The organism is Pseudomonas sp. PS1(2021) (assembly GCF_020405165.1).
GTDB lineage: Bacteria > Pseudomonadota > Gammaproteobacteria > Pseudomonadales > Pseudomonadaceae > Pseudomonas > Pseudomonas aeruginosa.
Window position 1 is genome coordinate 1,875,953 of the sequence record NZ_CP084484.1, and the last position, 23,143, is coordinate 1,899,095.

The window sequence follows — 23,143 nt, forward strand, 5'->3', positions numbered from 1 at the left end:
ACAGCCTGTGCCGAACCGCGCAGGCCACTGGTTGCGCGGGTTCGCGCGAGCAGGAGGTGTTGCCGGGGCGGCAGCCTGTTGCGCGGCTGCTGCCTGGCGGACAGTCGGGGAGGTGGCGGCAGGTCCCTCTCCCGGCGGGAGAGGGACAGGCGCTTCAGAAGATGTAGTCGGTGGTGAGGAAGTTCGACGCGCGGTTGCGGATGATCTCGCTGACCAGGGTCTTGTTCGCCTCGGTGTCGCGGGTCGCCACCAGGGTGCGGATGGAGAACACCCGCAGCGCGTCATGGACCGACAGGGTGCCTTCCGCCGAGTTCTTCCGGCCGTTGAACGGGTAGCTGTCCGGGCCGCGCTGGCACTGGGCGTTGACGTTGATCCTGCCGACCTGGTTGGCGAAGGCATCGACCAGCCGGCCGATCTGCGCCGGGTCGTTGCCGAACAGGCTCAACTGCTGGCCGTAGTCGGAGCGCAGGACGTAGTCGATCACCTCGTCCAGTTCGCGATAGGGCACCACCGGCACCAGCGGGCCGAACTGCTCCTCGTGGTAGAGGCGCATGTCCGGGCTCACCGGACTCAGCAGGGCGGGGTAGAAGAAGCTCTGCCGATGCTCGCCGCCGCCCGCATTGACCACCCGCGCGCCCTTGGCCAGGGCGTCGTTCAGCAGGCCTTCGAGGTAGTCGACCTTGCCCGGCTCCGGCAGCGGCGTCAGCGCCACTCCGGGTTCCCAGGGCATGCCCGGCTTGAGGCTGGCCAGGCGCGCGCTGAACTTGTCGAGGAACGGTTGCAGCATGCTTTCGTGGACGAACAGGATCTTCAGCGCGGTGCAGCGCTGGCCGTTGAAGGACAGCGCGCCGGTGACCGCCTCGTTCACCGCGTTGTCCAGGTCGACCTGCGGTAGGACGATGCCCGGGTTCTTCGCGTCCAGGCCGAGGGCGGCGCGCAGGCGGTGCGGGCGGGGGTGCAGCTTCTTCAGGTCGCTGGCGCCGGAATGGGTGCCGATGAAGGCGAACACGTCGACCTTGCCGCTGGCCATCAGCGCCGACACGGTTTCCCGGCCGCGCCCGTAGATGACGTTGATCACTCCCGGCGGGAAGCTGTCGCGGAAGGCTTCCAGCAGCGGGCGGATCAGCAGCACGCCGAACTTGGCCGGCTTGAACACCACGGTGTTGCCCATGATCAGCGCCGGGATCAGGGTGGTGAAGGTTTCGTTCAGCGGGTAGTTGTACGGCCCCATGCACAGCGCCACGCCCAGCGGCACCCGGCGGATCTGGCCGAGGGTGCCCTGTTCCAGCTCGAAACGGCTGGAGCGGCGGTCGAGTTCCTTCAGCGCTTCGATGGTGTCGACGATGTAGTCGCAGGTACGGTCGAACTCTTTTTCGGAGTCCTTGAGGTTCTTGCCGATTTCCCACATCAGCAGCTTGACCACCGCCTCGCGTTGCTCGCGCATCCGCGCCAGGAAGCGTTCGACGTGCTGGATGCGCTCGGCCACCCGCAGGTTCGGCCACAGGCCCTGGCCGTGGTCGTAGGCCCGCACCGCGGCGTCGAGGGCGGCGAGCGCGGCGTCGGCGTCGAGCAGCGGGGTGCTGCCGAGGATCACCTGGCGCTCGCCGTCGGCCTCGGCGAGGAATACCGGGCTGCGTACCGGCGCCAGCGGGCCGTCCCAATGTCGCAGTTGGCCGTCGACCAGGTAGTCGCGCTGCTCGATGGGGGCGTCGGGGCGGTACTGCTCGGGAATGGCGTCGAGGCTGGGAAACAGCGAATCGAGGTGGAGCGGGGCGGTCATGGCGGGTCCTCGAATGACGTGGGTGAAAGGCATGGGACTGTTGTAGCGCGGTCCGGGGCGAAGGTAAATCGTTTCAGCAGGAAAACCGTCGTGTCCTTGCCGGAAGTCAGCCTTTGCTCCGCTTCGCGGGGAGGCGGGAGCAAAGGCACGGCACCGTCTGGCTTCAGGCGTCGGCGGTAGGCTCTTCGCGGGGCTGCGCCGGCGGCGGCTCAAGCAATTCCTGCTGCTCGGCATAGCGCTGGCGGATATCGAAGTCGCGCGGCCAGCGCGAGGCTTCGTGGTCGGGGCGTTGCATCGGTTCGGTCATGGCTGGACTCCGGTCGGGCTGGTGCTCAGAGCACCAGCGACAGCAACAGGATGAAGACCAGGCCGACCACGGAGAGGATGGTCTCCATCGCGGTCCAGGTCTTGAAGGTCTCGCTGACGCTCATGTTGAAGTACTGCTTGACCAGCCAGAACCCGGCGTCGTTGACATGGGAGAGGATCAGCGAACCGGCGCCGGTGGCGAGCACCAGCAACTCGCGGTTGACGCCGGGAATCAGGTCGATCACCGGCACCACGATGCCGGCCCCGGTGATGGTGGCGACGGTGGCCGAGCCGGTGGCGATGCGGATCAGCGCGGCCACCAGCCAGGCCAGCAGGATCGGCGAGATCTGCGCGTTCACCGCGAGATGGCCGATGACGTCGCCGACCCCGCTGGCCACCAGCATCTGCTTGAAGCCGCCGCCGGCGCCGATGATCATCACGATGGCGGCGGTCGGCGCCAGGCTCTGGTCGAGCAGCCTGAGGATCTTCTTCGAGTCGAAGCCGCGGGCGTAGCCGAAGGTATAGAGCGCCACCAGCAGGGCCAGGAGCAGGGCGCTGATCGGATGGCCGATCATGTCCATCCAGGCGCGGAACGCGTGGCCATCGGGGAAGGCGACATCGGCGAAGGTCTTCAGCAGCATCAGGAACACCGGCAGCAGCACGGTCGCCAGGGTCACGCCGAAGCTGGGCAGGTCCTGGGTCTCGGGCTCGTGGGCGATCTGCTCGACCAGTTCCGCCGATGGCGTGCCGGGGATGTAGCGCGAGACCAGCGCGCCGAACAGTGGGCCGGCGATGGCGGCGGTGGGCAGGGCGACGATCAGGCCGTAGAGGATGGTCTTGCCGATGTCGGCGCCGAACACGCCGATCGCCAGCAGCGGGCCGGGATGCGGCGGCACCAGACCGTGCACCGCGGAAAGGCCGGCGAGCAACGGGATGCCGATCTTGATCAGGGACACGCCGCTGCGCCGGGCGACGATGAATACCAGCGGGATCAGCAGGATGAAGCCGATCTCGAAGAACAGCGGGATGCCCACCAGGAACGCGGCGAGCATCATCGACCAGTGCACCCGCTCCTTGCCGAAGGCGCGGATCAGGGTGCGGGCGATCTGGTCGGCGCCGCCGGAATCGGCCATCAGCTTGCCGAGCATGGTGCCCAGGGCGAGGATCACGCCGACGAAGCCGAGCACGCCGCCGAAGCCGTCCTGGAAGGATTTGACGATCTTCTCCACCGGCATCCCCGAGGTCAGGCCGAGGAAGCCGGCGGCGATGATCAGGGCGATGAAGGGATGCACCTTGAAGCGGGTGATCAGCACGATCAGGCCGATGATGGTCACCAGGGCGTCGAGGAGCAGGTAGGCATCGTGTGACATGCCGAACATGGAGGGCTCTCCTTTTGTCGTTGTTCTACCGGAGTTGCTGTTTCATTGAAGCGCTTTTTCGGGGTAGCGCTATCTTTGTCGGACAAGCGAAAGACTTCAGGCGGCGGCGTGCTCCAGCCACCAGGCGTGGGCGGCCTGCGCCAGGCATTCCACCGGCAGGGTGGCGTCCAGGCGCAGGGTCAGGGGTTCGTCGAGCGGCGGCTCGAGGGCGGCGAACTGGCTGTCGATCAGGGTCGCCGGCATGAAGTGGCCGGGGCGCTGGGCGACGCGCTCGGCGGCGACCGCCGGGGTCAGTTCCAGGTAGACGATGCCGAGGCCGGGCACCGCGCGGCGCAACCGGTCGCGGTAGGCGCGCTTGAGGGCGGAGCAGGTCAGTACCGGCAGCTTGCCGGCGGCCACCGCCTGGCGCAGCTGCTCGGCGAGGGTGTCCAGCCAGCCGGCGCGGTCGTCGTCGGTGAGGGGGATGCCGGCGCTCATCTTGCGGATGTTGGCGGCGGGATGGAAGCTGTCGCCTTCGATGCCGTGGGCGCCGCTGCGCTGGCAGAGGGCCTGGCTGACGCTGGACTTGCCGCAACCGGCGACACCCATGATGACCAGGGCTTGGAGGGGTGGATGCATGGAACACCTCAAGCGTGAGACAGCGCTGTCTTTGCGACCTGGAAAAAATCGCGCGAGCCTGGCTCCGCCTTCTTGTCGTTGTGGTCTGTCGAATCCCGCGCGGGCAGTGGCGGACAGGCCGCCTCAGGCGATTGCCCAGGTCGCGAGACAGCGCTACCTTAGTGCCTGGAATTTTGTTTGGCAAGCAGGCCACGATGAGCATCACCAAGAACGACAAGAACACGCGAACCACCGGACGTCCCACCCTCAACGAAGTCGCGCGCCGCGCCGGGGTCAGCCCGATCACCGCGTCGCGCGCGTTGCGCGGCGTCGCCAGCGTCGCCGAAGAACTGGCGCAGAAGGTCCGCGACGCCGCCCGCGAACTCGGCTACGTGGCCAACCCCGCGGCGCGCGCGCTGGCCTCGGCGCAAAGCCACAGCGTGGCGGTGCTGGTGCCGTCGCTGGCCAACCTGCTGTTCATCGAGACCCTCGAGGCGATCCACGCGGTACTGCGGCCGCAGGGCCTGGAAGTGCTGATCGGCAACTTCCACTACTCGCGCAACGAGGAAGAGGACCTGATCCGCAACTACCTGGCCTACCAGCCACGCGGCCTGCTGCTGACCGGCTTCGAGCGCACCGAGAGCGCCCGGCGGATGATCGAGGCCAGCGGCATTCCCTGCGTGTACATGATGGACCTGGACTCCGGCGCCGGGCTCAATTGCGTCGGCTTCTCCCAGTTGCGCGCCGGCGAGGCCGCCGCCGAGCACCTGCTGGCACGCGGCCGCAGGCGCCTGGCCTACATCGGCGCCCAGCTCGACCAGCGCACCCTGCTGCGCGGCGAGGGGTTCCGCCGCGCCTTGCAAAAGGCCGGCTGCTACGACCCGGGGCTGGAAATCCTTACGCCGCGGCCGTCCTCGGTGGCCCTCGGCGGCGAACTCTTCGTGCAGTTGCTGGCCAGTCAGCCGCAGGTCGACGGGGTGTTCTTCTGCAACGACGACCTGGCCCAGGGCGCGCTGCTGGAGGCCCTGCGCCGTGGGGTCAAGGTGCCGGAACAGATCGCCGTGCTCGGTTTCAACGACCTGCCGGGTTCGGACTGCACGGTCCCGCGCCTGAGCAGCATCCGCACCCCGCGCGAAGCCATCGGCCGGCGCGCGGCGGAGCAGTTGCTGGCGCTGATCGCCGGCAAGGAGGTGCGCGATAGCGCGCTGGACATGGGGTTCGAGCTGATGGCGCGGGAGAGCACCTGAACCCGCGGCCCGACGGTGCGGCCGTTCAGGGACATGTCGAGGGTTGGGCAGCGTCGTCGGGCGTAACGGCTTGCCGGGTAGGGCGAATAGCGCCGCAGGCGCTATCCGCCGTTACGCCGGGTTTCACGGCGGATAACCGCGAGCGGTTATTCGCCCTACGGGGGCGTGTCGAGGGCTGGCAGCGCCTCCGGGCGTAATGGCTCGCCGTTACGCCGGTGTCTCAAGCCACCGCGTAGTAATGCTTGACGAAGCCGCCGTCGGCAACCTCCCAGAGCACCGGGGTGCCCTTGCTGACGAACCAGCTGTCGCCGGCCTTGTAGAGCGTGCTCTGGCCGGTGGACTCGTCGGTGAGGCGGACCTCGCCGCTGACCACCGTGGCCTGTTCGCTGAACGGATAGGTCATGCGAAACTTGCCGGCGGTGGTGCCGAAGTAGGCGGCGCTGACCGGGTCGGTGGGGGCTCCGGCGGTCATCTTGCCGAAGGCTTTCACCTCGCCTTCGAGGATCTCCGAGCCGAGGTCGGCGACGCTGCCCCAGGCGTCCAGTTCGTCGAGGGTGATGCCGTGGCGGATGGCGGTAATGGCCATGGGAATGCTCCTTGTAGAGTGATCGGTAGGTTTCAGCGCCGGCCGTTCCAGTAGCCGGAGAGCTGGTGCCAGGTCTTGCCCGCGCTGAGCAGCAGCGGGAGGAAGTGGTCCTTGCCGTGGATCGGGATGCGGCGCACCGAGCTGAGCAGGTCGTAGCGCGCCGAGCCTTCGCTCATGCCTTCGGCGAGGACCTTGCAGACGATGTGGCTGGGGGTCACGCCGAACCCGGAATAACCCTGGACGAAGAACGCGTTGGGCCGCCCCGAGAGGCTGCCGATCTGCGGGAACAGGTTGGCGCTGCAAGCCATCGGCCCACCCCAGGCGAGATCGATGCGGACGTGCTCCAGGTAGGGGAAGATCTTCAGCATCAGCTTGCGGTTCCAGGCCTTGAGGTCGCCGGGGATGCGTTCGACGAAGGGCGTGGCGGCGCCGAACAGCAGGCGGTTCTCGTTGGTCACCCGGTAGTAGTCGATGACCGGGCGGATGTCGCTGTAGGCGCCGCGGATCGGGCTGATCCGCTGGATCAGTTCGTCCGGCAGCGGCTCGGTCATCATCTGGAACGCGTAGGTATTGATGGTAGTGCGGTGCAGCTCGGGTTCGAGCCGGTTGAGGAAGCTGTCGCAGGCCCAGAGCAGCTTGTTCGCGGTGACCGAGCCCTTGGCCGTGCGCACGCGGATGCGCTCGCCGTATTGCACCTCCAGCGCCGGGCTGTATTCGAATATCCGTGCGCCGAGGCCGGCCAGCGCCTTGGCTTCGCCGAGCAGCAGGTTGAGCGAGTGCACATGGCCGCCGCCCATGTGCAGCAGGGCGCTGCCGTAGGCGTCCGAGCCGATGATCTGGCGCACCTCGGCACCGTGCAGGTAACGGATCTCATGGGGCGAGCCGAGCGACCGGAACTCCTTTTCCCAGGCCTGCAGGGTCTTCGCCTGGCGCGCGTTGAAGCCCATGTAGCCGTAGCCGTGGCAGAAGTCGGCGTCGATGGCGTACTTCTCGATGCGGCCCTTGATGATGTCGGCGCCGAGGTCGCTGATCTCGAAGATCGCCCGCAGGCCGTCCTCGCCGACGTCCTTGCGGATCTTCTCCAGGTCGTGGCCGATGCCGGCCATGATCTGCCCGCCGTTGCGCCCGGTACCGCCGAAGCCGAGGTGGCGGGCCTCCAGCACGACGATGTCGGTGATACCGTGCTCGGCCAGTTCCAGCGCGGTGTTGATGCCGGAGAAGCCGCCGCCGATCACCACCACGTCGGCGTCCAGGTCGGTTTCCAGGGAGGGGAAGGACAGCTCGTACTTCTTGGTCGCCGTGTAGTAGGTCGGCGTCTCGATGTTGATCATGGATGCGGCCTGGCAAGGGGTGGATGTACCTATTAGACGCTCCGTGGCCGCCGCGGTCTTGTTCCTGTCTGCCGCCGGCTTGACCGGCCCTGCCAGGCGCGCTTCAGCCCAGCGTGGCGATCACCCGTGGCGCGACGAAGTCGATGAAGGCGCGCAGCTTGGGCGAGACCTGGCGGCCGGACGGCCAGAGCAGGAAGAATCGCGCGCGGCGCTCGCAGAAGGCGTCGAGGACGCTGACCAGGCGCCCTTCGCGCAGCGCCTCGCGGATCGAGAAGTCCGGCAGGCAGGCGATGCCCTGGTCGCGCAGGGCGAAGCAGACGCGGGTCTCGATGTTGTTGCAGACCATCGACACCGGGATCTGCGGCGGGGCTTCGCCGTCCGCGCGGCGCAGCGGCCATTCCTCGAGGCGGCCGGTGTTGGAGAAGCGGTAGTGCAGGCAGGTGTGCCGCAGCAGGTCTTCCGGGCAGCGTGGCGTGCCGTGGCGGGCGAAGTAGGCCGGCGAGCCGACCAGCTTCAACTGGAACTCGCCCAGTTCGCGCATGGACAGCCGCGAATCCACCGGCTGGCCGGTGCGCAGGACCACGTCGAAGCCTTCGTCGACGACATCCACCACGCGATCGCTGAAGTCGAGGTCTAGCTCGATGTCCGGATAGGCCTGCATGAAATCGGCGAGCGTCGGCAGGACCAGCCCGCTGACCAGCGGCAGGCTGACCCGCAGGCGCCCGCGCGGGGTCTCGCGGCTTTGCGACAGCTCCAGCTCGGTGGCTTCGATCTCGGCCAGGATGCGCCGGCTGCGCTCGAGGAACAGGCTGCCTTCGGCGGTCAGGGTGATGCTGCGGGTGCTGCGGTGGAACAGGCGCACGCCGAGCTTCTCTTCCAGGCGGGCGACCCGCTTGCCCACCGCCGAGGCGCTGACGCCGAGGGTCCGGGCGGCGCCGACGATGCTGCGGGTCTCGGCGACGCGGACGAAGACGGTGAAACCGCTGAGGCTGTCCATGCAAGGCTCCGATTACGGACATGAAGGTCCGGATAGAGCGGAACTCTATCCGTCTTTTTCCGCTTTTGCAGCGCTCTTAGCCTGTCCGCATCCTTCATCGTCCGCGGAGAGTCTCGCATGTCAGGTTTCGAACGAGGGCCAGGGCGCAGCCTGGCGGAACATGTCGATCAGGCGATCGAGGCGGCATTCGCCGACCAGCGCCTGGTGGGAGCGGTGGTACTGGTGGCGCACCGGGGGCAGTGGCTCTATCGACGGGCTGCCGGCCTGGCCGACCGCGAGGCCGGCCGGACAATGGGCGAGGACAGCCTGTTCCGCCTGGCCTCGGTGAGCAAGCCGATCGTCAGCGTCGCCGCCCTGAGCCTGGTGGACGAGGGCCGGCTGGCCCTCGACGAGCCGATCGCCGACTGGTTGCCGGCGTTCCGTCCGCGCCTGGCCGACGGCCGCGAGGCGCGCATCACGCCGCGGCAGTTGCTGAGTCACAGCGCCGGCCTCGGTTATCGCTTCCTCGAAGCCGACGCAGACGGCCCCTATGCCCGCGCCGGGATTTCCGACGGCATGGACCTGCCGGGTTTCGACCTGGCCGAGAATCTCCGTCGCCTGGCCTCCGTGCCCTTGCTCTACGAGCCCGGCCGCGCCTGGGGCTATTCGCTGGCCACCGACGTGCTCGGCGCGCTGGTGGCGCGGGTCGACGGGCGGCCGCTGGCGGAAGCGCTGCGGCAGCGGGTCGGGATTCCGGCCGGCATGCGCGACAGCGGCTTCCTCTGCGCCGACGCGCAACGCCTGGCGGCGGTCTACGTCAGCGACCGGCCACGCCCGCGGCGGATGGCCGAGCGGGAGACCGTCACGCCGTTCGAGGACAGCGTCGGCATTCGCTTCGAGCCGAGTCGGGCCTTCGAACCGTCTGCCTATGCGTCCGGCGGGGCGGGGATGATCGGCAGCGCCGGCGACGTGCTGCGCCTTTTGGAAATCCTTCGCCAGGGCGGCGCGCCGTTGCTGACGCCTGGCCTGGTGGAGGAGATGGGCCGCGACCAGGTACCCGGCCTGGAACTGCCGGCCAATCCCGGTTTCGGCTTCGGCCTGGGCTTCTCCGTGCTGCGCGACCCGGCCATCGCGCAGTCGCCGGAGTCTCCCGGCACCTGGCGCTGGGGCGGCGCCTACGGGCATTCCTGGTTCGTCGACCGGGCCCGCGAACTGTCGGTGGTGGCGCTCACCAACACCCTGTTCGAGGGCATGTCGGGACGCTTCGTCAACGACCTGCGCGACGCCGTCTACCGTTCCGCGGAGGTGCGCTGATGGGACGCCGCGAAGCATTTCCGGAGAACGCCGGGGCCGCTGCGTCGGCCGTGGCGCCGCGGCTGCCGCTGAGCGCGTTGCTGGCGATGGCGATGTCCGGCTTCGTCGCCATTCTCAGCGAAACCCTGCCGGCCGGCCTGCTGCCGCAAATCGGCGCGGGGCTGGCGGTCAGCGAGGCGCTGGCCGGGCAACTGGTCAGCGTCTACGCCCTGGGTTCGCTACTGGCCGCGTTGCCGGCGGCGAGCCTGACCCAGGGCTGGCGGCGCCGCCGGGTGCTGCTGCTGGCGCTGCTGATCTTCTTCGTCTGCAACAGCTTCACCGCCGTTTCCTCGGATTACCGCCTGACCCTGCTGGCGCGCTTCGGCAGCGGCGTCGCCGCCGGCCTCGCCTGGGGCCTGCTGGCCGGCTACGCGCGGCGCCTGGTGCCGCCGGAGCAGCAAGGGCGGGCGCTGGCGGTGGCCATGCTCGGTGCGCCGCTGGCGTTGTCGCTCGGCGTTCCGCTGGGCACCTGGCTGGGCGGCCTGCTCGGCTGGCGCTGGGCCTTCGGCCTGTTGTCGCTGATCGCGCTGTTGCTGGTCGGCTGGGTGCTGCACAGCGTGCCGGACTTCCCTGGCCAGCCGGCCGAGCGGCGCCTGCGCCTGCTCGGGGTGCTGCGCACGCCGGGCGTGCGTCCGGTATTGCTGGTGATCGTCGCCTGGGTGCTGGCGCACAACATCCTCTACACCTATATCGCGCCGTTCCTCGCCAAGGTCGGCCTGGGCGCCTCGGTGGACCTGGCCCTGCTGGTATTCGGCAGCGCCGCGGTGGTGGGAATCTGGCTGGTCGGCGCGCTGGTCGACCGACACCTGCGGCGGATGGTCCTGGCCAGCCTGGCGCTGTTCGCCGTGGCGGCGCTGGCGCTGTGCCTGGGCGCTCGCTGGAGCTGGCTGGCGTTCGCCGGCCTGGCCCTCTGGGGGCTGACGTTCGGTGGCGCGGCGACGCTGCTGCAGACCGCTTCGGCGGACGCCGCCGGGGAGGGCGCCGACCTGGCCCAGTCGATGATCGTGGTGGCCTGGAACCTGGCCATCGCCGGCGGCGGAGCGTTGGGCGGCATGGTGTTGCAGCGCTGGGGCAGCGAGATGCTGCCCTGGACCCTGCTGCCGCTGATCGGCCTGGCCGCGGCGCTGGCCTGGGGCAATGCCGCGCACGCGTTCCGCGTCGGCCCGCGCGGTTTCCCCAGGGCATCGTCCGAACGCCGGAAAGCGGCGGAATAGAGGGGCGGCGCCGGGCAAGGCAAAAAACGCGACGGGTCTTAGAACGTTTATTCACTTGGGTTATTTGGATAGGCCCGATTCGAATATCCATCGCGTCGAAATACCTGCCGCGACGATGCGCTCCTCCGTCATGCAGCGGAATCCGCTGTCATTGCGCCGAACGCCTTCGCTGCCTCGCCGGTAGCCGCCATGCAGCGCCCGGCGCGGCTGTTGCACCGGCATCTTGCCGGTGCGCCGGCGCTGCCTAGAATCGGCCCCAGTCGCACTTACCCCCGCTTCGCCTACAGGAGTTACCGCCATGATGAATGCCATGCAGATGCCGATGAACATGAATGCCGCCATGCCGATGATGCCCATGATGGGCATGCCGATGATGATGGCGAGCATGCAGTGCGAAACGATGGACGACGGCATGCTGTGCAAGATGATGCCGGCGATGGGCATGGACATGGGCCAGTTCCGCAACAGCGCCGAGATGATGGCGATGATGATGAACTGCGGCATGCCCATGATGATGCAGTGCGGCAACCTGGCGATGATGGGCATGTCCCAGGCCTGCATGGTGATGATGCCGACGATGGGCATGGGGATGGGCATGCCGATGATGGGCATGGCTCCGATGAAGTGCATGATGGAGTGCTCCATGCAGGGCGACGCCATGCATTGCAGGATGATGCCGATGCAGGGCATGGACATGGAGATGTTCAAGAATTGCTGCATGCTGATGGCGAAGATGATGGAGTGCGGCATGCCGATGATGATGAGTTGCAACGGCATGCCGATGATGTGCTGCACCTGCTGATCCGTCGCCGGATGGAAAAGGCCCGCCCGGGATGACCGGGCGGGCCTCTCTTCGTCCATGGCAGCAAGGCCGGGGTCAGTCCAGGCGCTCCGGGTAGGTCATCACCAGGTATGCCAGGGCTTCGCTATCGGCGGGATTGCGGTAGCTGTGCGGCTGGTCGGCGTAGAACAGGATCGAGTCGCCGGTGGCGAGCAGGAAGCGCTCTTCGTTGACCCGCACTTCCAGTACCCCTTGCGCCACCACCAGGTTCTCCTGGGTGCCGGGGGCGTGGGCCTCGGCGTCTTCCTGGCCGAGGCCGCGCAGGCGCAGTTCGTAGAACTCCACCTGACGCGCCACATCGAAGGGGAACAGCGCGCGGCTGGTGAAGGCGCCGTCGGCGCTGACCAGGCGCTTGCTCTGTTGCGCCGGCAGCACGGCGACGCCGGCGAAGGCGCGATCGTCGAGGAAGGCTGCCACCGACACCTTGAGGCCCTGGGCAATCTTGCACAGCACCTTGATCGACGGCACGCTGCGCCCGGACTCGATCTGCGCCAGCATCGCCCGGCTGACACCGGAAATCCGCGCCAGGGCGTCCAGCGAGAGATTGCGCTTGCCGCGCAGGCGCAGCAGGTTGTGGGCGACGCGCTGGCCAATCAGATCATCGGGTTCGGTATGCACGCCGGCGGCCAGTTCCAGGTGGGCAACGCCATCGCTGGCGGGCAGGTTCATCGGTCAGGCCCGGCGGCTGCGCTCGTCGTGCCTGGCTGGCGGTTGCGGCACGGCGTAGCCGGCCCGCCAGGCGTACACCGCCCACATCATTTCGCCCAGGCGGCGTGCCTGGCGGCGCGAGCGGTAGCGGGCGAAATCGATGACGTTGTCGGTGCGGTCCATGAGGCATTCCTCGGGCGGCGGGTTCGATGGCAGCCAGACTATCCCTTCGCCGCTTAGAGCCATAAATACTAAGTTTTTATTTATTAATTCACTTTTGTGCTTACAAGGGACGCCGAACCGTACCGAGCAGCATATTTATATTCTTTAAAGGTATTTAAATTAATTTTCTTATTCCAATAAATTAAAGGCTCTCGCGTACCTGCCGACCAATCGGCGCGCCGCACCGAATCCATGCCGCCTTGCGCGGTATCTCGTGCCCGGCGTGTCCGGGCTTGCGTGGGAGTCAGCGATGTCCGTTTCCTTTCCGGCGCCAGCGCGCGCCGACGTTCCCTTGCAGATCCGTGCCCTCGATGCCGCGTTCGGCGCCGAGGTGCTCGGCCTCGACCTCGGGTTGCCCCTGGCCGCCGAGGACTTCCGCCGTATCCACCGGGCACACCTGGACCACCATGTGCTGGTGTTCCGCGAGCAGCGCATCACCCCGGCGCAGCAGATCGCCTTCAGCCGGCGCTTCGGTGAGTTGCAGATCCATGTGCTGAAGCAGTTCCTGCTCCCAGGGCATCCGGAGATCCTCATCGTTTCCAACATCGTCGAGAACGGCCAGCCCGTCGGTCTCGGCGATGCCGGCAAGTTCTGGCACTCCGACCTTTCCTATAAGGAGCTGCCGAGCCTCGGCTCGATGCTGCATGCCCAGGAGCTGCCGGAGGAGGGCGGCGATACTCTGTTCGCCGACATGCACAAGGCCTGGGACAGCCTGCCGGAAGCCCTGCGCAAGGCCATCGAGGGACGCACGGCGGCGCATTCCTATACCGCCCGCTACAGCGAGCCGCGCTTCGAGGGCAACTGGCGGCCGACCCTGAGCGCCGCCCAGCTCGCCGAGGTGCGCGAAGTGGTCCATCCGATCGTGCGCACCCACCCGGAAAACGGGCGCAAGGCGCTGTTCGTCAGCGAAGGTTTCACCACCCGCATCGTCGGCCTGCCGGCCGACGAGAGCGCCCAACTGCTCGCCGAGCTGTATGCGCACAGCGTGCGCCCCGAGCACATCTACCGGCATCGCTGGCAGGCGCATGACCTGGTGTTCTGGGACAACCGCTCGCTGATCCATCTCGCCGGCGGTTGCCCGGCCCACCTGCGGCGCAAGCTCTACCGCACCACCATCCAGGGCGACGCGCCGTTCTGACGACGGCGCGCGCTTCCCCCTTTTCGCCAGGAGCGTTTCCATGAACCGCATTCCCCGTTTCACCCGCCTGGTCGCCGCGCTCGGCCTGGGCCTGGGCCTGAGCCTCGCCACCACGCTGCTGGCCAGCCGGCCGGCGCAGGCCGAGGGCGAGATCCGCATCGCCGAGCAGTTCGGCATCGTCTACCTGCTGCTCAACGTGGTCCGCGACCAGCGCCTGATCGAAAAGCACGGCCAGGCCGAGGGCCTGCAAATCAAGGTCGACTGGACCCAACTGTCCGGCGGCGCGGCGGTCAACGATGCGCTGCTGTCCGGGGCGATCGATATCGCCGGTGCCGGCGTCGGTCCGCTGCTGACCATCTGGGACCGTACCCGCGGGCGCCAGAACGTCAAGGCGGTGGCCTCGCTGGGCAACTTCCCCTACTACCTGCTGAGCAACGACCCGCGGGTCAGGAGCATCGCCGACTTCGGCGCCGGGGATCGCATCGCCGTGCCGGCGGTGGGGGTTTCGGTGCAGTCGCGCTTCCTTCAGTACGCCGCGGCGAAGCAGTGGGGCGACAAGCAGTTCGACCGCCTCGACAAGTACACCGTGGCGCTGCCGCATCCGGACGCCACCGCCGCGCTGGTGGCCGGCGGCACCGAGCTGACCGGGCATTTCTCCAACCCGCCGTTCCAGGACCAGGCGCTGGCCAACCCGAAGGTCCACGTGGTGCTCGACAGCTACGAGCTGCTGGGGCCGAACTCGCCGACCGTGCTGTTCGCCACGGAGAAGTTCCGCCAGGACAACCCGAAGACCTACCGGGCCTTCGTCGAGGCGCTGAAGGAAGCGGCGGCCTTCGCCCAGAACGACAAGGCGGCGGCCGCCGATACCTATATCCGGGTGACCGGGGCGAAGATCGACCGCGCCGCGCTGCTGAAGATCATCGCCAATCCGCAGGTGGAGTTCAGCGTCACGCCGAAGAACACCTATCCGCTGGCGGAGTTCCTCTACCGGGTCGGTGCGATCCGCAACAAGCCGGCCTCCTGGCAGGACTATTTCTTCCAGGACGGCGCGCCGTTGCAGGGGAGTTGAGACGCCGATGAACGCCGCCTCCCGCCAACCCTCCACGCTCCCCGCCGACGCCCTGCTGGCGGTGGACGGAGTCAGCCTCGAATACCGCACCCGCTCGCGCGTGGTGCGGGCCACCCAGCGGGTCAGCTTCGAAGTCGACCCCGCCGATCGCTTCGTCCTGCTCGGCCCGTCCGGCTGCGGCAAGTCGACCCTGCTCAAGGCGGTGGCTGGCTTCATCCCGCCCAGCGAGGGCGAGATCCGCCTTCAGGGACAGGCGGTCAGGGCGCCCGGACCCGACCGTATCGTGGTGTTCCAGGAGTTCGACCAGTTGCCGCCATGGAAGACCGTACGGCAGAACGTGCTGTTTCCCTTGCGGGTGTCCGGTCAGGTGGCGCGCGACGAGGCCGAGCGACGCGCCGACGAATGCCTCGAGAAGGTCGGCCTGGCGGGCTTCGCCGAGGCCTACCCGCACACGCTGTCCGGGGGCATGAAGGCGCGGGTGGCGATCGCCCGGGCGCTGGCGATGCAGCCGAAGATCCTGCTGATGGACGAGCCGTTCGCCGCGCTGGACGCGCTGACCCGGCGAAAGATGCAGGAAGAACTGCTGCGCCTGTGGGAAGAGGTGCGTTTCACCCTGCTGTTCGTCACCCATTCCATCGAGGAGGCGTTGGTGGTGGGCAACCGCATCCTGCTGCTCTCGCCGCACCCGGGGCGGGTCCGGGCCGAAGTGCATGGCCACCCGTTCGGGCTGCACAGCCTTGGCGGCGAGCCGCTGCAAGCCGCGGCGCGACGCATCCACCGCTTGCTGTTCGACGAGGGCGGCGAACCGACGGCGGCCGAGACGCTCGACTTCGCCGATATCCGGCTGGCCCACTGAGCAGAGGAACCGATCGATGAGTCGAGTCACGCGCGTCCGCGAAGAATACGAAATCCAGCTCGAACCCCTGCTGGAGGTCCCCCTGGAGCGGCGCCTGCCCCTGGGCCAGCGTCTCTGGCAACAGGGCTGGCTGCGCAAGGGGCTGATCCTGGCGCTGCTGGCGCTGGCCTGGGAGCTGGCGGCGCGGGTCCAGGGCAACGACCTGCTGCTGCCAGGCTTCCTGCAGACGGCCAGGGCCCTCGGCGAGGGCCTGGCCAGCGGCGAACTGCCGGCCAAGGCGGGGATCTCCCTGCTGGTGCTGTTCAAGGGCTACCTGCTGGGGATCGTCCTGGCCTTCGTTCTGACCAGCCTGGCGGTCTCCACGCAGTTGGGCCGCGACCTGCTCGGCACCCTCACGGCGATGTTCAACCCGCTGCCGGCGATCGCGCTGCTGCCGCTGGCGCTGCTCTGGTTCGGCCTGGGCCAGAACAGCCTGATCTTCGTGCTGGTGCATTCGGTGCTCTGGGCGCTGGCGCTGAACACCTATGCCGGTTTCCTCGGTGTCTCGGAGACCCTGCGCATGGCCGGGCGCAACTACGGCCTGCGCGGCCTGCGCTTCGTCCTGCTGATCCTGGTGCCGGCGGCGCTGCCGTCGATCCTCGCCGGGCTGAAGATCGGCTGGGCCTTCGCCTGGCGCACGCTGATCGCCGCGGAACTGGTGTTCGGCGCGAGCAGCGGCAAGGGCGGGCTCGGCTGGTACATTTTTCAGAACCGCAACGAGCTGTACACCGACAAGGTATTCGCCGGCCTGGCGGTGGTGGTGCTGATCGGCCTGCTGGTGGAGAACCTGGTGTTCGGCAGCATCGAGCGCCTCACGGTGAAGCGCTGGGGAGTGCAACGCTAGGGCGGCGGACGGGTGGAGTGTTACGGCAACTTTCTCGGCAACTGTTGCGCTGGCGCGGCGGCAAAGCGGAGTAACGTCTTGCCCGCACCCACTTCAAAGGATGGAACGAATGTCGCTCTCCGTGGATCTGCTGCTGGCGTTCTCCCTGTTCGCCTTCGTCACCTCCGTCACGCCCGGTCCGAACAACACCATGCTGCTGGCCTCGGGGGTCAACTTCGGTTTCGTCCGCTCCATCCCGCACATCCTCGGGATCAGTTGCGGCTTCTTCATCATGGTGATGGCGGTGGGCTTCGGCCTGGGCACGGTGTTCGAGGCCTACCCGGTGCTGTACACCATCCTGCGCTACGTCGGCGCGGCCTACCTGCTGTACCTGGCCTGGAAGATCGCCACCTCCGGCCCGGCCGGCAACGACCCGGAGGGACGTGGCAAGCCGTTGAGCTACTGGGGCGCGGCGGCGTTCCAGTGGGTCAACCCGAAGGCCTGGGTGATGGCGGTCGGCGCCATCAGCACCTACACCCCGTTGCAGGGCTACTTCACCAACGTGGTGGTGATCTCGACGGTCTTCGCCCTGATCAACGCGCCGACCATCGGAATCTGGGCCGGTTTCGGCAGCATGCTGCGCAACGTGCTGCGCGATCCGCGCTGGCTGCGGGTGTTCAACGTAGGGATGGCGCTGCTGTTGGTCGCGTCGCTGTACCCGATCCTGGCGGAAAATCATTCGGCCTGACCTGTCACCACCCTATCAGTTGTATTAGCTCGTAACTCGTCGCCATTTCGTGAAGAGTTTTTCGCTCGGTGCCCAGCCTCGGAAGGGGGAGAGCGATGCAGGAGCGACATGGCTTACCGTTACGCAGCTTTTCGTCGGGCAAGGCGCTGACCGCGGGACGCGCAGCGCGCCCGGAGGTTGCGCAGGAGCGACGCTACCTGCAAGGCGCCCCGCTGGGGCTGGAACTGCCGGGGCGGATCGCCTTGCGCGACCCGCATTGCGCCTGGCAGTGGGTCGAGCCGGAGGCGGCCGCGCAAGCGTTCCCGGCGGCGCACTGGCTGGCGGCGTTCCTGGTACTGCTGGGACGCTACGGCAACGAAGAGATCACCCTGGGTTTTCCCGAACCGATCACGGTGCGCGGGCGGCAGGCGCCCGCGCTGCTGCGTTCCGCCTACCGGGCGCTGGAGTCGTCCGCCGAACGTAGCGCGCGGCTGGCGGAAGAACTCGACGATGCCCGGCGGCAGCTCTCCGCCGAGGGCCAGGAGCGTGTCGCCCTGGCCGGGCGCTGCTCGGTCCAGGTGCTGGCGGCGCGACCGACGGCGAGCAGCCCCGGCTGGCTGGCCCTGGTGCTGGCGGCGGACGGCAGCGTCGGCCTGGCTCTGCGCGATCCCCAGTACGACGGATTGCGGCGCATCGCCGGCCATCTCGCGCGCCTGGCGCGCGGCCTGGTCGACGCCCAGGCCTGCGTCGGCCGGCTGCCCTGGCTGGACGCCGACGAAGAGCGCCGTTTGCAGGCCCTGCGCAGCGAGCCCCAGGCCGCGCCGCCGCGCGGCGTACTCCACCATCTGTTCGAGGCCCAGGCGCGGCGCACGCCGCAGCGCATCGCCGTGCACGCCGCCGACCGCAGCCTCAGCTATGCCGAGCTGGAGCGCGAAAGCGCCGCGCTCGCCGCGCGCCTGCGCGCCGCCGGGGTGGCTCCGGAGCAGCGGGTCGGGGTCTGCCTGCGGCGCGACAGCGGCCTGCTGGTCGGTCTGCTCGGCGTGCTCCGCGCCGGCGGTTGCTACGTCCCGCTGGACCCGGCCTACCCGGAGGAACGGGTGGCCTACATGCTCGACGACGCCGACTGCCTGCTGGTGCTGGTCGACGCCAGCACCCGCGAGCGGGTCGCCGCGCTGGGCCGGCCATGCCTGGCGCTGGAGGAGGGCGGCGACCAGGCGAACGAGCTGGCGTCGCCCGCGAGCGAGGTCGGCGCCGAGCACCTCGCCTACATCATCTATACCTCCGGTTCCACGGGACGCCCCAAGGGCGTCGCCATCGAGCACGGCAGCGCCCATGCCTTCCTGCGCTGGGCCGGCCAGTACTACGCCGCCGAAGAGTGGAGCGGGGTGCTGGCGGCGACCTCGGTGTGCTTCGACCTGTCGGTCTACGAGCTGTTCGGCACCCTGGCCGAAGGCGGCACGCTGCACCTGGTGGAGAACCTGTTCAGCCTGCCGGACTACCCGCGCCGCGACGAGATCAGCCTGCTCAATACCGTGCCCTCGGTGTGCGCCGCGCTGCTCGCCCTCGGCGACCTGCCGGGCGGAGTGCGCACGCTGAACCTGGCCGGCGAACCGCTGCGCGGCCACCTGGTGCGACAGATTCGTGGCCAACCCCAGGTACGGCGCCTGGTCAATCTCTACGGGCCGACCGAGGACACCACCTATTCGACGGTGCACGAACTGGACCTGCACGCCGAAGCGCTCGACGAGCCGCCCATCGGCCGACCGCTGCCCGGCACCACGGTGGAGGTGCTCGACGGCTTCGAGGCGCCGCTGCCGCTGGGCGTGGCCGGGGAGCTGTACCTCGGCGGCATCGGCCTGGCGCGTGGCTATTTCGGCAAGCCGGAGCAGACCGCCGAGCGTTTCCGTGTCGATCCGGGCAGCGGCGAGCGCCGCTATCGCACTGGCGACCGCGTACGCATGCGCGAGGACGGTGTGCTGGAACACCTCGGCCGACTCGACGACCAGGTCAAGTTCAACGGCTTCCGCATCGAGCTGGGCGAGATCGCCTCGTGCCTGGCGAGTTTTCCCGGGGTGAGCGAAGCCTGCGCCATGCTCACCGAGGACAGCGCCGGCCTGCGTCGGCTGGTCGGCTACCTGGCGGCGCCGTTCGCCCCGCCGCTCCAGGCGCTGAACGAGCACCTTGGGCAAAGCCTGCCGCACTACATGTTGCCGTCGGCGTTCGTGGTCCTGGCGGAGCTGCCCAAGACGCTCAACGGCAAGATCGACCGCAAGGCCCTGCCGCGTCCCCAGGCGACCGACGCCGAGCCGCAGGCGCTGCCCGGCGATCCGCTGGAACAGGCGCTGCACCAGGCCTGGCAGGCGCAGCTTGGCGCGCCGCCGCGCGCCGGGCAGGGTTTCTACGCCGCCGGCGGCGATTCCCTGCGGGCGGTGCACCTGCTCGCGACGCTGCGCCAGCGACTGTCCCGACGCGTACCGTTGCAGGCGTTCGCCGGCGGCCCGGCGACCCCCGAGGCCCTGCTGGAACTGCTGCGCCAGGCCGCGCCCGAGGGCGACGAGCCGGAGCCGAGCGCCGGCGCCGCCGGGCTGAGCCTCGCCGAACGGCGCCTGTGGGTGGCCCAGCAACTGGCGCCGGAGGACACCTCCTACAACCTGCTGGCCCACCTGCGCATAGTCGGCGCCACGGCCGACGCCATCGAACAGGCCTTGCGCCAGTTGCTGGAACGGCATGTGGCGCTGCGCCGGCGTGTCGAAACGGGCGTCGACGGGCCGCAGCCGCATGCGCTGGCGGCGCATGCGGTGCCCCTGCAACGCCTGCTGGCGAGCGACGCCGCCCACGCCGAGCGGCTGCTGGAGGATGGCGTGCGCCGTGAGGGCGCGCGAGTCTTCGACCTCGCCCACGAGGCGCCGGTGCGCCTGCTGCTGGTCGTCACCCGCGACAGCGCGCGCGCCGACCTCCTGCTCAGCGTCCATCACTACGCCTTCGACGATGTGTCGCTGGCGGTCTTCGCCGCGGAGCTGAAGGCGCTGCTCGATGGCGGCCGCCTGGCCGCGCTCGCCAGCACGCCGGAACAGGTCGCCGCCCGCGAGCGCGCGGCGTTGGCCTCGGGCCGCCTGGAGCGCGTCGCCGAGCGCTGGGCGGAGCGTCTGTTGCCGCTGGCGAAGGCTCCCGGCGCCGCGGCGGCGCGCCGGGAGGAGCGCGGCGGGCGCGCCGGCCAGCGCCTTGCCCTGCCGGTTTCCGCCGCCGCCCATGCCGCCTGCCGGACGCTGGCCGAACGCGCCTCGGTAAGCCCGTTCAGCGCTGCGCTGCAAGCCTTCGCCGAAGTGCTCGGCGCCGAACTGGGCGTCGACGACCTGCTCGTCGGCGTGGCCCTGGCCGGGCGTTCGCGCCTGGAAATGCAGGGGCTGGTCGGCTGCTTCGTCAACCTCCTGCCGCTGGCGGTCGGCCTGCGTCCGGGGCAGTCCGCGGAGTGGCGCCTGCGCCAGGTCGGCCATGACCTGCTGGAACTGCTCGAACACCAGGACGTGCCCCTCGAATGCGTGACCCAGGCCCTGCGCCAGCGCGGCGCCAGCGGCCTGCCGATCCGCATCGCTTGCGGCGCGCACAACGGTCGGACGGCCCCAGCGGTGGATGCCGGGGTGCGCGTCGAAGCCGACTTCATCCCGGTGCCCGGTGCGCGCCTGGACCTGACGCTCTGGCTGGAAGAGCAGCCGCAGGGCTGGCTGGCGGTCTGGACCGGGGCCAGCGCGATCTTCGACCTGGACCGCATCGAGCGCCTGCACCAGGCCTGGGAGCGGCGCCTGCTGGCGAACGCCGGCGAACCTACCTCGAAACGCATGTCGCCGGAGGGCTGCAACGCTTCCTGACGACTCGAGCCCCCCACGGAGAACAGCGATGGAACGAACAGCTCCCAGTCTCACCGGTCGCGGCTTCGCCCGGCCGCGCAATCTCACCCCGCGCAGCAGCGAGGCGCTGGTGCGGCGCCCGGCGGCGGAGCGCGACGGCCTGCCGCTGCTGATCGAGGCGCAGGCTCCCGGCCTGTCCCTGGCCGACTGGATCCGCGAGCAGGGCCAGTCCCTGCACGACGACCTGAACCTGGCTGGCGGCCTGTTGCTGAGAGGCTTCGAGGTCGACTCGGCAGAGCGCTTCCGCGCCGCCGCCGCCGCCTTCGCTCCGCAACTGCTCGACTACAAGGAGCGTTCCTCGCCGCGCAGCCAGGTCAGCGGCGAGGTCTACACCTCCACCGAGCATCCGCTGGACCAGCCGATCTTCCTGCATAACGAGCAGTCCTATACCGCCGACTGGCCGCTGTACATCATGTTCCATTGCCAGGTCGCGCCGCTCGAAGGCGGCGCCACCCCGGTGGCGGCCAACCGGTTGGTGCTCCGCCACCTGCCGGACGAATTGCTGGAGCGCTTCGGGCGCCTGGGCATCCTCTACGTGCGCAACTACCGCGCCGGCCTCGGCCTGTCCTGGCGCGAAGCGTTCCAGACCGACAGCCGCGCCGAGGTCGAGGCGTTCTGCGCTGAGCACCGGATCGCCCATGCCTGGATCGGCGACGAGCACCTGCGCACCTGGCAGAGGCGCGCGGCGTTCCAGCGCCACCCGCATACCGGCGAGCGCCTGTGGTTCAACCACGGCATGTTCTTCCATGCCAGCAGTCTCGAGCCGGGCCTGCGCGATGCGCTGTTGCGCAGCGTCGCCGAGGAAGACCTGCCGTACCAGACCTACTACGGCGATGGCAGCCCGATCGAGGCGCAGACCCTGGCGACCATCCGCAGCGCCATAGACCGCGAGACGCGGCGCTTCGACTGGCGCGTGGGCGACGTGCTGATCCTCGACAACATGCTCGCCCAGCACGGCCGCGAGCCGTTCCGCGGGCCGCGCCGGATCCTCACCATCATGTCCACGCCGTATTCCGGCCTGGCCTCCGCCGATGTCCCGCCGACACCTTCGCGCCTGGCGCTCGGAGGTGCCGCATGAGCGCCTCGTTCAGCGCGCCGCGCCTGCGCCCCCGGCAGCTCTCGGCCGGCGACCTGGTGGAGGAGAGCCTGCTCGACCCGGCCAACGGCTACCTGCGCATCGTCCGTGCGCGCCAGCCGGGCATGGACCTGCGGCAATGGATCGCCGCCGCCGGCGCAGGGCTGCGCGACAGCCTGCTGCGGCACGGCGGCATCCTGTTCCGTGGCTTCGCGGTGGACGGCGCGGAGGGCTTCTCCCAGGCCGTGCAAGGCTTTTCGCCGAACATGCTCGACTACCTGGAGCGCGCGGCGGCGCGCCAGGAAGTGGCGCACCGGGTGTTCACTTCCACCGAGTTCTCGCCGGATGGCTGGATTCCGCCGCACCACGAAATGTCCTACTCGCACAACTGGCCGAGCTACATCCACTTCTACTGCCAGACGCCGCCCGCCACCCAGGGCCGCACGCCCCTGGCCGACGAGCGCCGGGTCAGCGCCCGGATACCCGAGGCGATCAGGCAGCGCTTCCTCCGCCATGGGGTGTGCTACGTGCGCAACTACGGGCCGGAGATCGACCTGACCTGGCAGGAAGGCTTCCAGACCGACAGCCGCGCCGAGGTCGAGGCCTACTGCCGGCAGACCGGTACCCAATGGACCTGGCTCGACGACCAGCGCCTGAATACCCGCCAGGTGCGCCAGGCGATGGTGCGCCACCCGCTCAGCGGCGAGCCGCTGTGGTTCAACCACGCGCACATGTTCCATGTCTCCAACATGCCGCCGGCCCTGGCCCGGGCCTTGCTCGACGAGGTCGGCGAACAGGGGCTGCCGCGCAACGCCTACTACGGCGACGGCAGCCCGATCGAGGCGGAGGTGCTGGACACCATCCGCGCCGCCTACCGCGAGGAAACCCGCGCGTTCGCCTGGGAGCGCGGCGATGTCCTGATGCTCGACAACTTCATCAGCGTCCACGGCCGCGAGCCGTACACCGGCGAGCGCAAGGTGCTGGTGGCGATGACCGACCTGCATGTCCACCAACCCTGAACCCGTGCGAGG

Annotated in this window: 22 protein-coding genes; 12 read left to right on the forward strand and 10 right to left on the reverse strand. The window is 69.0% G+C overall.

Going from position 1 to position 23,143, the window contains the following annotated elements; genetic code table 11:
* Window positions 1-154 precede the first annotated feature (154 nt).
* The 4 genes from LE197_RS08755 to LE197_RS08770 all read right to left on the reverse strand — a co-directional run bounded on the left by LE197_RS08755 (window position 155) and on the right by LE197_RS08770 (window position 4,083).
* Window positions 155-1,780, reverse strand: coding sequence for an NADP-dependent glyceraldehyde-3-phosphate dehydrogenase (locus LE197_RS08755; protein ID WP_031692949.1), 1,626 nt, complete (start codon window positions 1,778-1,780; stop codon window positions 155-157).
* A 163-nt stretch (window positions 1,781-1,943) separates the two neighbouring features.
* Window positions 1,944-2,087 carry a hypothetical protein gene (locus LE197_RS08760; RefSeq protein WP_003111383.1) on the reverse strand — a complete coding sequence of 48 codons (144 nt, stop codon included), beginning with the start codon at window positions 2,085-2,087 and terminating at the stop codon, window positions 1,944-1,946.
* 25 nt (window positions 2,088-2,112) lie between these two features.
* Complete coding sequence (locus tag LE197_RS08765; RefSeq protein ID WP_023436558.1) at window positions 2,113-3,465, reverse strand: GntP family permease; 1,353 nt, start codon at window positions 3,463-3,465, stop codon at window positions 2,113-2,115.
* A 96-nt stretch (window positions 3,466-3,561) separates the two neighbouring features.
* Window positions 3,562-4,083 carry a gluconokinase, GntK/IdnK-type gene (locus LE197_RS08770; protein WP_003107130.1) on the reverse strand — a complete coding sequence of 174 codons (522 nt, stop codon included), beginning with the start codon at window positions 4,081-4,083 and terminating at the stop codon, window positions 3,562-3,564.
* Window positions 4,084-4,277: 194 nt separating this feature from the next.
* On the opposite strand from LE197_RS08770, the gene gntR reads away from it, so the two are divergent.
* Window positions 4,278-5,309 carry a LacI family DNA-binding transcriptional regulator GntR gene (gntR, locus tag LE197_RS08775; protein ID WP_003111384.1) on the forward strand — a complete coding sequence of 344 codons (1,032 nt, stop codon included), beginning with the start codon at window positions 4,278-4,280 and terminating at the stop codon, window positions 5,307-5,309.
* Window positions 5,310-5,529: 220 nt separating this feature from the next.
* On the opposite strand, the gene LE197_RS08780 is transcribed toward gntR, so the two are convergent.
* The 3 genes from LE197_RS08780 to LE197_RS08790 all read right to left on the reverse strand — a co-directional run bounded on the left by LE197_RS08780 (window position 5,530) and on the right by LE197_RS08790 (window position 8,223).
* Window positions 5,530-5,895 (reverse strand): cupin domain-containing protein, encoded by a 366-nt coding sequence (locus tag LE197_RS08780; protein ID WP_003111385.1) that lies wholly within the window; start codon window positions 5,893-5,895, stop codon window positions 5,530-5,532.
* A gap of 32 nt (window positions 5,896-5,927) precedes the next feature.
* The gene (locus LE197_RS08785) at window positions 5,928-7,226 is read right to left on the reverse strand and encodes an NAD(P)/FAD-dependent oxidoreductase (RefSeq protein WP_226033978.1); all 1,299 of its coding nucleotides are present in this window, start codon (window positions 7,224-7,226) and stop codon (window positions 5,928-5,930) included.
* Window positions 7,227-7,329: 103 nt separating this feature from the next.
* The gene (locus tag LE197_RS08790; RefSeq protein ID WP_023108172.1) at window positions 7,330-8,223 is read right to left on the reverse strand and encodes a LysR family transcriptional regulator; all 894 of its coding nucleotides are present in this window, start codon (window positions 8,221-8,223) and stop codon (window positions 7,330-7,332) included.
* A gap of 117 nt (window positions 8,224-8,340) precedes the next feature.
* Between LE197_RS08790 and LE197_RS08795 the strand changes: the two genes are divergently transcribed.
* Together LE197_RS08795 and LE197_RS08800 are read left to right on the forward strand one after the other, a co-directional pair.
* Window positions 8,341-9,516: a serine hydrolase domain-containing protein gene (locus LE197_RS08795; RefSeq protein ID WP_023108173.1), complete on the forward strand. Its 1,176-nt coding sequence runs from the start codon at window positions 8,341-8,343 to the stop codon at window positions 9,514-9,516.
* A complete protein-coding gene (locus tag LE197_RS08800; RefSeq protein ID WP_031692951.1) occupies window positions 9,516-10,769 on the forward strand; it encodes an MFS transporter in 1,254 nt (417 codons plus the stop codon). Before LE197_RS08795 ends, LE197_RS08800 begins: the two co-directional genes overlap by 1 nt.
* Window positions 10,770-10,829: 60 nt before the next feature.
* Here the strand turns inward: LE197_RS08800 and LE197_RS08805 are convergent, their stop codons facing one another.
* A complete protein-coding gene (locus tag LE197_RS08805) occupies window positions 10,830-11,099 on the reverse strand; it encodes a hypothetical protein (protein WP_125075562.1) in 270 nt (89 codons plus the stop codon).
* Between LE197_RS08805 and LE197_RS08810 the strand changes: the two genes are divergently transcribed.
* Window positions 11,068-11,571 (forward strand): hypothetical protein, encoded by a 504-nt coding sequence (locus tag LE197_RS08810; RefSeq protein ID WP_031692952.1) that lies wholly within the window; start codon window positions 11,068-11,070, stop codon window positions 11,569-11,571. The genes LE197_RS08805 and LE197_RS08810 overlap by 32 nt on opposite strands.
* A 75-nt stretch (window positions 11,572-11,646) precedes the next feature.
* On the opposite strand, the gene LE197_RS08815 is transcribed toward LE197_RS08810, so the two are convergent.
* Window positions 11,647-12,228 carry a helix-turn-helix domain-containing protein gene (locus tag LE197_RS08815; RefSeq protein ID WP_003122724.1) on the reverse strand — a complete coding sequence of 194 codons (582 nt, stop codon included), beginning with the start codon at window positions 12,226-12,228 and terminating at the stop codon, window positions 11,647-11,649.
* Between the two features lie 54 nt (window positions 12,229-12,282).
* Entirely contained in the window at window positions 12,283-12,441 is a 159-nt protein-coding gene (locus LE197_RS08820) for a hypothetical protein (protein ID WP_003089396.1), read from the reverse strand.
* A gap of 289 nt (window positions 12,442-12,730) precedes the next feature.
* Here LE197_RS08820 and LE197_RS08825 point away from each other — a divergent pair, with 289 nt between their 5' ends.
* The 8 genes from LE197_RS08825 to LE197_RS08860 all read left to right on the forward strand — a co-directional run bounded on the left by LE197_RS08825 (window position 12,731) and on the right by LE197_RS08860 (window position 23,131).
* Complete coding sequence (locus LE197_RS08825; protein WP_031692953.1) at window positions 12,731-13,618, forward strand: TauD/TfdA dioxygenase family protein; 888 nt, start codon at window positions 12,731-12,733, stop codon at window positions 13,616-13,618.
* A gap of 40 nt (window positions 13,619-13,658) precedes the next feature.
* Entirely contained in the window at window positions 13,659-14,687 is a 1,029-nt protein-coding gene (locus tag LE197_RS08830; protein WP_031692954.1) for an ABC transporter substrate-binding protein, read from the forward strand.
* A gap of 7 nt (window positions 14,688-14,694) precedes the next feature.
* Window positions 14,695-15,543 carry an ABC transporter ATP-binding protein gene (locus LE197_RS08835; RefSeq protein WP_031692955.1) on the forward strand — a complete coding sequence of 283 codons (849 nt, stop codon included), beginning with the start codon at window positions 14,695-14,697 and terminating at the stop codon, window positions 15,541-15,543.
* A 16-nt stretch (window positions 15,544-15,559) separates the two neighbouring features.
* Complete coding sequence (locus LE197_RS08840; RefSeq protein WP_003089385.1) at window positions 15,560-16,426, forward strand: ABC transporter permease; 867 nt, start codon at window positions 15,560-15,562, stop codon at window positions 16,424-16,426.
* A 109-nt stretch (window positions 16,427-16,535) separates the two neighbouring features.
* Entirely contained in the window at window positions 16,536-17,153 is a 618-nt protein-coding gene (locus LE197_RS08845) for a LysE family translocator (protein ID WP_003089383.1), read from the forward strand.
* A 95-nt stretch (window positions 17,154-17,248) separates the two neighbouring features.
* Complete coding sequence (locus tag LE197_RS08850; protein ID WP_031692958.1) at window positions 17,249-20,998, forward strand: non-ribosomal peptide synthetase; 3,750 nt, start codon at window positions 17,249-17,251, stop codon at window positions 20,996-20,998.
* Between the two features lie 28 nt (window positions 20,999-21,026).
* The gene (locus LE197_RS08855) at window positions 21,027-22,115 is read left to right on the forward strand and encodes a TauD/TfdA family dioxygenase (protein WP_031692960.1); all 1,089 of its coding nucleotides are present in this window, start codon (window positions 21,027-21,029) and stop codon (window positions 22,113-22,115) included.
* Window positions 22,112-23,131 (forward strand): TauD/TfdA family dioxygenase, encoded by a 1,020-nt coding sequence (locus LE197_RS08860; protein ID WP_003089370.1) that lies wholly within the window; start codon window positions 22,112-22,114, stop codon window positions 23,129-23,131. Before LE197_RS08855 ends, LE197_RS08860 begins: the two co-directional genes overlap by 4 nt.
* Window positions 23,132-23,143 lie beyond the last annotated feature (12 nt).